This is a genomic window from Candidatus Hartigia pinicola (assembly GCA_020541205.1).
GTDB lineage: Bacteria > Pseudomonadota > Gammaproteobacteria > Enterobacterales > Enterobacteriaceae > Hartigia > Hartigia pinicola.
In genome coordinates this window covers 16,185-30,944 of sequence record CP048208.1, presented here as the reverse complement: position 1 = coordinate 30,944, position 14,760 = coordinate 16,185, and the positions used below count along the sequence as shown (strand labels likewise).

Sequence of the window (14,760 nt, the reverse complement as noted above, 5' to 3'; positions counted from 1 at the left end):
ATATACTAAAATATTTATAATATATTTAAAACTTTTTAAGAATCTGATTATTTAATTATATATTATTACAACATTATATTTAAATAATAGTGTTAATCGATACACAATTTAATACAATGAAATATTTGATTTCGGCTTAACTATGTACTTTACTAAAAAAAATCATAAATATATTAAATAGTTCATACCACTTAAGTTATATTTAAAAGAGTTTAATAAATAAATTAAATTATGTTTGAAAAAATACTGTATGTTTTTGTTTTCATTTTAAACAATAATTAAAAGAAAATTAAAACTTTTTGGATAGTCGTTTGACTATAATGAATAAAATAATTTCAGTGGTATTGATAAAGACATAGCTTTTATAAATTCTAACACCTAAGATTTTAAAAACACAGATTTGTTATGACAATAAAATAACGTAGATACAATATTGTCAAATATTAAATTCAATATATCGGAAAGACGTAAGTATTACTATATTAATGAATAAGATAACCTATGTAAAACAAAAATAAACATTAATAAAGATTGTGTTATAATGAAAGATATTTTTATGATTACGATATTAACTATGATTAAATCGTGGTCATACTATTTCGCATTACTGATGCATGATGTATATTATTCAATGAATTACAGTGCAATAAATTACAGAATGTAGTAAAAAAATACTATAAAATCTAGACTAAAATATTATATTTAAAATGTAGTACATGAAAATAATATTACTTGAACTAAAAACACAAAAAATATTTCAATATTAGAATGCACTATATTAATTTAGCACTTTCAAATAATCGTAAAAATTATATACAAAAATAACTTTATTAGAGGATCTTTAAAAGATAAATCTAATTTAACCATTTTATCATATAATAATAAAATTATATTTTAAAAACAGCAGTCAGTTCTCTATAAATTATTATAATACATTTAAAATATTTTCTAAATATTACAAATTTAAATTAATTATTTTTTAAATAAAAACAAGTCAATTTAATTAATTTTATTAACATTACGCAAAATATATAAATAAGTGCATTTGATCAGACGCAATGATATTTCTAAATATAAATACTATTTTCTGACAAAATACTATAATATCAGTTAAAATTATAAGATAATGTATAATGATACAAATATACTATTTTCTTTTATTTTCAAGTGATTAGAGCGATTTTCATCTAAACTAAATTTATGTAGAATAATTCAACTCATTCATATAAAAAGAATTACTTTCATCACGAAGTACAGTATGTACAATACACTACACTTAATGCGGTTAAGATATTTTAAATATATCTAAAAAACAGATAATCAATCTAAAAATATTTTATAAAATGACAGAAAATTAGTCTATAAGTTATATTTAATATCATTAACCTTATTTTAAAAAAATCACAATTTTTAATTTTAGATAGTTGTTAATGCAAGAAAATTGACATTTAATTACATTTATAATTATAAATTAAATAAAATATTCAGTGTATAATATATAGTTTTATATATCACAATATTTTAAGTATAATAAACATTATATTATCTAATCACAACTCAATCACTAAATAAGATTCATTGATCACTTATTGATCTGTTAAATTTTATCCATTAAAATAATTTAAAAAATAATTTTTTATTACCAAATTTATTCTTAAGTATTATGAGCACATAATTAAATTTGATAAATATATTTTTTTTACTATCTTTTAATACATAACTACAATATTGAGTTCATGATTTTAGTCATGATTACGAATTATGCTTTTCGCTCTATACACACTCTATACGGCAGGATTATTTGATTTATTTCAACATTGATAAAAATAAAACATACATCTTATTTTTTTAAAAAGACTACATATTTATTTTTTTAGTTTCTTTATTGATTCTAATAGTGAAAAATCAAAATAAATTATATTACAGAACATGAATCAATATTTTCTAGAAATATAGATTAGTAATATTGCATTACCTAAACCATTAATAACCTTCACACATTTTTAATTACAATTAATAGTTTTTATCTAAATAAAATAGCTAAAACTATATAATATTAAATGTGTTAACTGTAATAGTTCATACTAAAATAAACAACTTCACAACCTAATCACAATAAATTGTCTCATTATATTAAGTAAATAATATTTTTTGATCTTACATATTTTTGAAATAGATTAGCCTATACATCTATTTAATCTATGTCAATAAATTAACTACATCTAATATTGGAACAGTAAAATAACATTAACGCTAGTTTATGTATTTGATATAATTGTCATTTATTAAAAAGTAATAATAAAATTTACTTTATTTTAGTTATAAAAATCTGTTATTTTTTGAGTGAATTAAGATAAAATATTTTGACAGAAATATTTTACTAATTCATTCAAACTTTATATAATTGATTACAAGAGATCATAACTACTTAACATTGCATCCAGTTTTGGCTTACGACCGCGAAAACGCTTAAATAACACCATAGGTTCCTCTGAACCACCCAAACTTAGAATATTATTAAGAAATGATTTTCCTGTTTTTTGATTAAAGATACCTTCGTCTCTAAAGCGTGAATAAGCATCAGCTGCAAGTACATCAGCCCAAAGATAACTATAGTAACCCGCCGCATAACCACCAGAAAATATATGACTAAAAGCATGAGGAAATCTATTCCATTCTGGTGATATAATAACAGAAACTTTTTCTTTCACAGTATTCAGAGTTTTCATCACTTGTGCACCTTTTACAGAATTATATTCTGCATGCAAATAAAAATCAAAGAGAGCACATTCCAGTTGACGCAGAATAAACATACCAGACTGATAATTTTTTGATGACAGCATAGAGTCTAACATTGTACATGGTAATGGATGAGAGGTTTTATAGTGACCAGATATAAACTGAAGAGCTTCAGGTTCCCAACACCAATTCTCCATCAACTGGCTAGGCAACTCAACAGCATCCCATGGAACTCCATTAATACCTGCAACATCCGCAACGTCAACCTTAGTCACAATATGATGCAATGCATGACCAAATTCATGAAATAATGTGATAACTTCATCATGAGTAAACAAAGCTGGGTTTTTGTCTAATGGTTTATTAAAATTACAGGTTAAATAAGCGACAGGTTTTTGATGTACAATATTTTTATACACCATACGTCCAACACAATCCGCCATCCACGCACCATCACGTTTATTTTCTCGAGCATAGAGATCAAAATAAAAACTACCATACAACACATTTTTATCATCATACAGTTCGAAAAAACGCACGTCAGGATGCCATGTTTCGACATTTTTTCGTTCTTGAATCGTTAGACCATAAATACGATAAACGACTTCAAAAAGTCCCTTAATAACACGTGGTTCTGGAAAATAAAAACGCAACTCCTCATTATTTAGTGAGAATTTATGTTGTTTTTGTTTTTCACTGTAATAAGCTAGATCCCAGAACTCAAGTTTATCAACAGCATAGTGCTCTTTTGCAAATTTTTCGAGTTCAGAGAACTCCTTCTGACCTTTCTGGTAGGCACGATCAGCTAAAGCATTCAAAAAACTTAACACTTGCTGAGGTGATTCAGCCATTTTCGTAGAAAGAGATTTATAAGCAAAATTTTTAAAACCTAATAATTGCGCTAATTCATGGCGTAATGCCACTAATTCATCAATTAGTTTACTATTATCCCATTTACCTGCATTAGGTCCTTGGTCTGAAGCGCGTGTATTAAAAGCGTAGCTCATTTCACGACGCAACTGAGCATTATCTGCATAAGTCATTACCGGGAGATAACTTGGTATATCCAATGTGAATAAATATCCTTCCTTGTTTTTATCTTTCGCCATTATTTTTGCTGCAATAAGTGCGTTTTCTGGCATACCTGATAATAATTTTTTATCTTTAATGAATTTACTCCAACCCATTGTTGCATCAAGAATATTGTTACTAAACTTCGATGTAATTTCAGATATCTTTGCAACTATTTCACCATATCTCTGTTGTTTTTTTAAGGGCAAACTAATGCCGGACAGTTCAAAATCACGAAGTTTATTTTTAATTGATTTACGCTGAGCTTGGCTAAGAAACGTGTACTCATTACTTTTTTTAAGTAACTGATAAGCATGATATAATGGTTGATAATGACTAATCCAAACATGAAACTCTGAGATCAATGGTAGACATTTTTCATAAGCTTTTCTCAGCTCTTGAGTATTTTTGACTGAATAAAGATGACTAACTGTAGACCATACTTTATTGTATTTATCATTTTCTATTTCAAGTGGTGTGCATAGATTTTCCCAAGTATATTTATCAGTTTTTGATAAAATGTTTTCAACAGTTTGTCGATACTCGTTTAATGTTTTTTGAACTGCAGGGAAAATATGAATAGGTTCAATCGAAAAAAACTCTGGTAATACATAATCAGTTAACAAGGGATTGGTCATAATAAATATCCTATGGTAGTTGTTTTATTTTATCAACTAAGATGTAGTATATTAATAATAACTAAAAACGCATTCTTAGTTAAAAAACAACACTCTATATATAAATATGTACAGTGATATTATAACAATAAACACCAACGTCAAATACAACTAACATTCTCTTTTATGAATAATAAAATAGTTGCTATGTTAGATAACATGTTTTACAATTAAAAAAACTAGGACTATACTCTATACTCTATACTCTATACTCTATACTCTATACTCTATACTCTATACTCTATCATCTACTAAATATAGATCATTGCATGTAATATATAGCTAAACTTCTAACTTAATGCATGTTGACGTCAGTTTCTAAATATTTGAGTTTTCTAACAATATACAGTTACAACTTAATAGCACTTTATAACATAGATTTCATTCTTTATAATAACAAAAAAATAAACCACTTTCCAAGTTTTTAATATATAAATTTTATTTATTAAAATTAATTAATTTTAAAAAATACTTAAGGATAAAAAAATAAACATATCATAACTTTTAAAAAAATTTTGCAAACCTACTAAATCAATAAATGTCAACCTAAACAATCCATGTTGATTATATAATTATGATGAATATAATATTAAAATTATTCAGAAAATTATATTATTAAAAATAAATATATTTTAAAAATGCAAAAATTATCAAACAAACATACAATAAAACTCTTATTATGTTCTAAAGATTAATAATCAAAAAACATTAATCTAGTATTTTATAATTGGAATAAGAAAGAAAAAGAATATATTTATTAAAATAAAAATAACGGAACGTATAAAATATATTTTATTACTTCTATATTCAGAACCATTCTATTAGTTAAAGAATCTATTTAGTGAATTCAATTACTATTTATTTTAATCCTAACGATAGAGCTTAATGCATGTAATATATTCTATTAAAATATTTTATCCATATAATTTTCATTTAATAATATATTTTAAGATATAAAATATTTTTGTACAGTCGTAGAAATTGTTAAAAATTTTTTCTGTGATATAATTATTCTTTATTAAAATGATTTGAAATATATTTTAATCTTGACCGAAATATACATTATGTAATACACTGTTATTTGGATGATCGTGTTGATGATATTTTTTAAATTATATATTTTTAAAAGACATAGCACTATAACGGATTAGAAGAAATATATCTTAACATTTACTCTAAAAGATTTTATTATTTTTTAATGATTTTAATGATTTTCATGGTTTTAAAAATTATACGAAAATATTTTTCTAAAAAATTGTTGATTAATGAAACATTGTATTTATTGTAATAGTTTTTAACTAATTTCATTATTGTATATTTATTAAAATCTAAAAAATACATTAAATAATTTCGTTTAAAAAATTGTTATAATCTCTGTGATATTTAGAGATATTTAATAAAAATAAAATTATAAATATTCTATAAAACGAATTATTATAAGATCAAAAAAAACTGGCTGCGCTATATATAAATACACTATTTTAATCTCTAAAATATAAATTTTAGAAAAATTACTTATAAAGTAAACGTTTATTTATTTTATATTGTATTTTTCGTTTAATAATAAACAGATTAGTCAATTTTAAAAATGTTAACGCTAAAATACATAAATCTTTATAAGTTTTCTTTTCTGAAAAGTATTGTATACATAGTGATGTATTTATATATTTCTTTCTCAGAAAAGCTTACTGTAACACACTAGAATTTTTCAATCTAAGAAAATACTATTAATTTCTTATTCACTATGTTTTGAATAAGGAGTTTTTCTAAAAATAGATGATAGTTTTATTATTTTAGAATGATAATTAATAAAAATATTTTATAAAATCTATTCAACTAAAATTAATTAGGCTAAATTTTTTACTCCAGTATGTTATTTATTAACTTTAATTTTTAACATTGTCTCTAAAATTAATCAAGTCACTAAAATTAAAAAAACTAATACATGAACTTTTGAATATTAAACTATGATTATATCAATTTTTTTACTTTTCGTTATATTTGCAAATTTGTTTCCATAATGATATTTTAGCACTTTTTTTAACATACAACTCAGATAAGATAGGAGAAATAAAAAAATTTTCTGATTTTTTTATCTGAGAATTATTACTTAATACCCAACACATTATTTTTATTGGTACAGGTATCATTGCTAGCTTCTTAGAATTAATATAAAAAACCTCTGATTGATGAATTTTCATTAAAAAAAGAATATCGTTTAATAAACTATCATTTGAATTAATGTTCTCATCAGAAATAATAATAAGCTTAGTGAACTCTGGAATTATGAGATGTTTTTTGATATTTAATAAATAAGGATTTCTCACTATCCATTGAGTGATACCCAATTGATTCAAAAGTCTATCACGTCGTGTCATTAGTTTTATTCCAATCTACTCTATATTAATAAATATATTTTTAAATAAAATCAATAGTAATAACATTTTTATAATATTACTTTCTTTATAATCATATATACATAAAATAACTTTATTTTACCTGTATACGGAGTTATTTTATTTCATATAGATAATTAATTTTAATAACTTTATATATGTTAAATAATTAATAATATAGAGACGTAATTTAATAAACATTAAAATACTCAAACTATCTAAAATTATAAATATAAAAATAAAATTATAGTTAATATTATAATAAAATAATTTTAAGAAGATATATGCGTATTTTATAAAAAAATATATAACATAATATGTATTTCTACATTATTAATATTTTTCAAACTTTTTTATTGTACTTATCCTATTAAAATTCAACACCTCCATTGCTTTATATGAATCAAGAAATACGAAATAAATAATTTTTTCTTAATAATTTTAACACACAGTCTTCAAGACGTAATACATATAAAATTTTTTTTAAAATTATAGTGCCGAAAAATTCTAGTAAAATATTTTAATATGTTTTTACATAAAATACTTATATTTTATTGTTTTAAAATATTCAAAATAAACTTATAAAAATAATTTAATATACTAAATAAGGTGATAACAAATATATTTATATTCTGTCTGTTTTTCTCATGATTAGAACCATAATATATTTTTGTAAAAATAAATACATAAAAATTCTATCATTCGATAATAATGATCTTTTAATATAAAATAGTAAATTCAATACTAAGAATATAACTATATCACATCAATATAATACTTCATTTTACATATAACATTTTTTATCACTTTGAAATATGTATAAAAATTTTTAATATATATGAATAATTTCTTAAAAAATGGGTAAATATTAAAACCTTATACTAAAAGTTAGTATTTAAGATTCATTATATTATTAAATAAATAAGATGTAATCGTCTTTAATATATCATATATACAGAAAAATTATTTATGTATCTTTATGTAATTTAAATATTTATTAAAGTATTTTCTCCATTTAATATAAACTTTTTCATTCTTTTGAATAGATTATCTTGAGTATTTATAAAATAAATATATAAAATTTAATAAAATTTTTACTATATGATCATGTATTTGAAGATGTATCATATTATAAGACTTGTAAATAAATATTTACTAAAGTCATGTATTGTTTTAAACATTACTAATAAAGATATTTATTAATTAAATTATTTAATACTTTTCTGAAATGTTTCTTCTATCAAAATTTATTTTTTCAAAATCTTGAAATTAAAGTACTCAAGTATCTTTATAAAAATTCTTATAAAATACTTACTAATCATTGCTTTTTAGATACAAAAAAACATAAAAATAATTCATATACATCAATTTTTTTAGATTAAGAGTTTTTACGGATATTAAACAAAAAGGTTTTTAAATATTATAGTCTTATATGATAATTTTTAGCTTCATCTCTTTCTAAAAACATGCATAAATAATGACTTATTAAAAATAATAATACATACTACAATCTCATCTCATGTATCTAATATGCATCCAATAATTTTATTTATATTCATACAATTAATTCATTGTATACTTATTTAAGTAAAATATAACATGATTTTATATACCTTATTTTTATATAAATAATTTTTTAATAATTTTATTTCAAATTTATATATCATAACATCATAAATAATAATTATAAAATATATTAATATTAACATGTTATCATATGTATAAATATTCAAAATCTAAAGTAATTATAAAAGTATTGACTTTGTATAAATATAGAGTACACGATCTTAAAATCATTGATCAATTAAATAAAAGAGTTACTTTATCCCAAGTAAATATACTACTTTACTATAATATAATAATTATTAATAAATATCTACTTAATTATAGCTTTAAGATGAAAGTAACGTCTAATCAATCTCCATTTTAACATGATTGTTGTTGCATGTGACCATATAATATTCCAATAACCCTGTTCAAAAAAAAATCGTGACATATTACGTTGAATTTCTGGTGATTTAATAGATAATATAGCCTGTACTACGCCCAACCCTTCTTTACCTATTTGCCATAAACATGCTGGAGATTGCTTAACTTGCTTGGGATAACGTTTATAAATATCTAAAAGCATATCAATAATTTTCAAATAAGTATAAATTTTACGAATTGCGCGTTTATCTCCTGTTAAAGAGTGAGATATAGATTGATTATGAATCAAATATTCATAATATTGCTCATTAATAAACTGAACACGTTTTGCTACTAATAAAAGCTCTGTTGTCCATGGAATATCTTGATGATGTAATTTTGGTTCAAATAAAAAATTATGTTGTTTAATTAAACTCAATCGATAAATATTTAACCACGTAACATGTAAAAATTTACGAGAACTCAACCCAATTTCTAGCCACTTAGGTCCACTAATCACACTGGTAGAAGGTACTTTGTGTAGTGGAAAAATCGCTTTAGATATGTTGTTATTAAGATAAACATAAGTTCCGTTACAGATTGCAACATCTAAATCTCCTTCAAGAGCAATTTTTAAAAGACGTTCATACATTTTAGGACTAATTTTATCATCAATATCAGGGAAAGTGATATATTGTCCTATGGCTTGCTTCATGCCATTATTACGAGCAACAGACACACCTTGATTTTTTTGAGACAATAATTTAAAATGATTAAATTTCTTTCTATATTGAGAGATTATTTCTTCATTATTATTTTTAGATCCATCGTTTACCACAATCACTTCAAAATTATTGCAACTCTGTGCTAATAAGTTATCAAAAAAATGAGAAAGAAATTTCTCACCATTATATACTGCAACAACAATACTCAAAACTGGATAAGAAGACATAAATTAACCTTATTAATAATAATTTTATAGCAATCATGTATTAATTATATATTGTTATTTTATTAAATTTAACATCTAAAATTCATCTATGTAAAAACATTAAAATATTAAATATACCATTCACACCATCTTAATAAAATTTATTAAGCTATTTACTTTTATTATGTTAACAATTCAAATTACCTTTAAACAAAACGTAGGTAGTAGTAATATTGTAGAATAGTTTTCAATTGAACAACAAAATATAAGATTTATTTAAAAATATCTATATAATATTTTATTCAAAAACAGAATAACAAAATTTATATTGATACACTTAAATCAGATATTTAAATGTACATCACAGATTACTTTAATTAAAGTGATTTATATAAATAATGTAATAAATATTTTAATGTGAAAATTATTGAATACTATATTCAAATACAAAATTTATCGATTTTTAAAATTTTATCTAGTGCATAATAAATGTTGTTTCAATATTACACTTATCGCTCTAATTAAATCTTTATATATTTTAGTTATTTTTATACAATGTAAAAGAGGTTAATTCTCGTTGAGTATCTATTACATTCTCTTTTTTTTACTGAAACTCTGTTAAGTAAATATTAATTATATATTTAGACATGCGATTTAATAAAGAAAATAATTTGATTTCATAATAATTTTTGTAATCTATATACATTGTGATATTTTTCATATTAATTATTAAAATTTTTTCAATATTCTATTTTTACCTATATTTTATTTTATTAGATATTTTTTATGACTTAAATATGACAATTTTTTAAATTTTTTGAATGAATTTTATTTTTAAAATTTTCAATAGTAACAAATTTAAATATTAATATTAATATTAATAAATTATTTCTTTTCGTTAATTTTTAGATATAGAACATTACATAAAAACATCATGCAAATTATCTTTATATACATTTTATTAATTATTATGCTAATTAATAAAATGTATAATTTATTAAAATTAAAAATCATATAACGTAATTTCTATATATTGTGTTTCAATAAGATATATCTAATAATTATGTATAAAACTGAAGCAGTATAAATTTTTTCTTAAAATTATTTTTATTTATTCTTACTGATTAAATTTTAATAACATGTTAATTGAAATATACCATAATTTTATTTAAATAATAAAATATAAAAATATTTTAACTAAATTAGATATCAAAAAAAATCAGTTTTGTAATCAAAAAGATATTATATTCAATTTAATGAATTAAATGTATTATTAATACTATAATTATATTTCTAGAAAATTTCTAAATCATTAAATGAAAAATATCAGAATCCTTTATAATTCATAAAAATTACAAAGTATTTGTAACAGTATATTTTTTTACAATCACACTAATCAATATAACTTCCTAAATTTTTTAATTTTATTGTCATGAACTATTTTATAATTAATTTCAAATCTTCCATTATTGCGGAATCATATTAATGTGATTTATAAAATAAAATAATTATAGAGAAGTATATATAAGATATATTTTACGATATAATATCAAAAAACATCAAGAAAAATTTTTATATTTTATTAAAATAAGTTAAAAGACTAAGATAATTTATGTTTGAGTCTTATTAAGATATATTCATCTAGAGTTTATGTTTTTAATAATAGATCATATTAAACAAAAAAATAATCTATAATATATATTTAATATAATTTAATAACTTTAATATTTAAAATCTATATATAATTTTCAAATACTAACTAAAATTTTGAGATAAAAATAAAGATTGTTAAACTTATATTAAAAATATTAATATTTACTAATTATAAAATACTTTAAATTATAAAATAACTAATCTTGAATTAATGTATTGTATTTAACAAAATAATATATTAAGTATTAGTGTGTTTCTTAAACATAAATTTATTATAAAATAAAGTACTATAATCTAAGTAAGTTATATAAAACTTTTTTAAAATTAATTAATATATGTATATTTTAATGTTTTCTATCTATTTATTAAAATGAAAATGAAATAACATTATTAATAATCCACTACCTTTATATAATAGTCATACTTTAAAAGACTCTTATTTATAAAATAAAACGTTATAGAATTACAAATAAAATATTTATCTATAGAAATGTTCTTAGTACTTTTTACTAAAAAATATATTTTTTATAAATCTTAAAATAAAAAATTAAAAAATAAAAAAATTATCAAATAAGATATTAAAATATAATTAATAAAATATTAATTATAAGTATTTAGAGAATCAAAATAATTTTATCATTATTAATGCAAAAAAATTTCTTCATCAACTGATATATTACAGTATATCTTTGCTATTAATTCATCTAATTTAGTTACTTATTGATGAGTGTTAATAGAAAATAACTAGAGAGTTTTTTACAAAAAGTTATACTTTTATGTAAAGTATATATTAAAATAGAGATTGTATAAATAAATAGTATTTCGCTAGTAAAAAAATAAATACTAATATCAATTGTTTATGTTACTACACATCATCAAACTTATATGTTTTAATTAAGCTATCATATAATAATCTTTTTTAGAAAAATACAACTAAATATAATATTAGTAACCTGTATTTAAATTATCTCTTTGAGTCTGTCTATTTTATATTTCTTTTTTTCTTAACAAGATACTAAATAAATTTTTAGAAAAAAAGTGCTTTTTACTGTTAAAAGATATGATTTATATGACATTTAAAATTATTTAAAAAACTAGATATATAAAGATAATCAAAATTTTCAACTTTCACTAATTAATATTTTATAATCAATATATAACTATTTATTTTAAAGTGCATTTAATAAAAATTAAAGTAAAATATTTAGCATGCGACGAAGGGGTTCAGCAGCACCCCAAAGTAATTGATCACCAACAGTAAAAGCTGATAGATATTTTGATCCCATATTTAATTTACGTAGACGTCCAACAGGTATAATTAATTTACCATTTACGGCGGAAGGTGTTAGTTCTTTTATAGTTCTTTGATAATTGTTAGGTATTATTTTAACCCACTCATTATGAGATATAAGTAACTGTTCAATTTCATTGAGAGAAATCTCTTTTTTCAGTTTTAATGTAAATGCCTGGCTATGACATCGAAGCGCTCCTACACGAACACATAATGCATCAATAGGGATAATATTATTACCCGTATCTAAAATTTTATTAGTCTCTGTTTGATATTTCCATTCTTCGTAACTCTGACCATTTTCTAAGTCTTTATCAATCCATGGAATCAAACTACTTGCCAATGGCACATTAAACGAATCTGTTAACATTCTACCACTACGAGAGAAGTTAGTAATTTTTTTTTCAATATCTAAAATTTTCGAATTTGGATCTTTTAGTTCTTTAGCTACTTGCATATGCAAATCTCCCATTTGCACTAATAATTCACGTATATTACGAGAACCTGCACCAGATACAGCTTGGTAAGTTGCTACAGACGCCCATTCAATTAAATTATTTACAAATAAACCACCTAATGACAGTAACATTAAACTAACTGTACAATTGCCACCAACGAAAGTTTTAATACCTTTGTTTAATCCATCTTGAATTTGTTGTTGGTTTACTGGGTCAAGAATGATGATCGCGTCATTTTTCATACGTAATGCCGAAGAAGAGTCAATCCAGTACCCATTCCAACCTAATATACGCAGTTTATGGTAAATATGATTTGTATAATTCATACCTTGACAACTAATAATAATATCGAGATCTGTCAGAGCGTTAATATCATTCGCATTCTGCAAAATTCCTTTGTGACCACCATATGTAGGTGCTGCATTACCATATTGAGAAGTACTAAAAAATATAGAATGAATTTGATTAAAATCGTTTTCTTCTACCATTCGATCCATTAATACTGAGCCGACTATACCTCGCCAACCAATAAAGCCTACATTTTTCATTTCATTAACCTTAAATATTATAATTTTTTATTTTAATATATTTTTAAGTGTAATGAAATAATTTACTAATTATTGATTATCAACCTCAATGCATTCAATCATTTCCATTAAAAATATAAACTAACATTAAAATTTATTACATTAAATATAATCAATATTTTAGTTATTGCACTAATTCGAACATCATATTTTAAATTTTATTTTCATTAACATGAATTAATTGTTTAAAATTTTTTATCAAAAGACTCATTTAATTATGTAAAATTTTATCTTATATATCATGTAAAATACATATATGAATAAAACAAAAATGTTTATAATTAATTCTGTTAATCATACATATCATTAAAATATACTATTATTATGTAATAGTTTTACTACAATTACATAGATCTTTGATTTTTTTAATAATTTTATTATATCCATTAAATGATTCATGTACAATTAATAAATATTATTTTATCCAAAAATCACATATCAATTAAATTCGTTAATTTTTTATATATATTTTAATATAGACTACACAGTATTAATTATAGATAACATCATATCTTTATAGAATAAAATTTATCATCTCAGTTATCACTATCAAACTTTATGATGATTATATTTTAAATTTAATCATGATCTTTAATGTATATTAAACCATATTTTCTTCACTAGTTAATATAATTGACTTAGTATACTTTACTTTAATTCTCGTTCAAAATTATTTATTTTATATTTTATATTTTATATTAGTTTTGTTCTTTTGAAATTCCGATAAATATAAATATTCATGTTCCTCAATCATCAAAAAAAAGAAAAATAAATAAAATATTACTACTTATGAATTCAATTTCTTTTTTATATTGTAATGATTACTTAGATTAAACTAAGATTTTATATATTATTATATTTTCTTCAGAGAAAATTTCATCATTTATGACAGAAAATACTTTTAGAATATTATGATTATTTATAAGATATTATCCTGTATTTACCTTTATGTCATGATTGGTTATACTCTTAATGTTAGTTTTAATTATATTATCAATAAAATTCAATTTTACTGTTTTTATATAATTAATATTTTCAATAAATTTATA

General features: G+C 21.2%; 4 protein-coding genes. All 4 read right to left on the bottom strand.

The features are described 5' to 3' along the window. Positions 1-2,408 precede the first annotated feature (2,408 nt). The gene (prlC, locus tag GFV14_RS00080; protein ID WP_457914328.1) at positions 2,409-4,448 is read right to left on the bottom strand and encodes an oligopeptidase A; all 2,040 of its coding nucleotides are present in this window, start codon (positions 4,446-4,448) and stop codon (positions 2,409-2,411) included. Between the two features lie 2,024 nt (positions 4,449-6,472). Next, the gene (locus tag GFV14_RS00075) at positions 6,473-6,865 is read right to left on the bottom strand and encodes a DNA polymerase III subunit psi (RefSeq protein WP_457914327.1); all 393 of its coding nucleotides are present in this window, start codon (positions 6,863-6,865) and stop codon (positions 6,473-6,475) included. A 1,894-nt stretch (positions 6,866-8,759) separates the two neighbouring features. Then, positions 8,760-9,743 (bottom strand): glycosyltransferase, encoded by a 984-nt coding sequence (locus GFV14_RS00070; RefSeq protein WP_457914326.1) that lies wholly within the window; start codon positions 9,741-9,743, stop codon positions 8,760-8,762. Between the two features lie 2,822 nt (positions 9,744-12,565). Further along, positions 12,566-13,672, bottom strand: coding sequence for an aspartate-semialdehyde dehydrogenase (gene asd / locus GFV14_RS00065; RefSeq protein ID WP_457914325.1), 1,107 nt, complete (start codon positions 13,670-13,672; stop codon positions 12,566-12,568). Between the last annotated feature and the right edge of the window lie 1,088 nt (positions 13,673-14,760).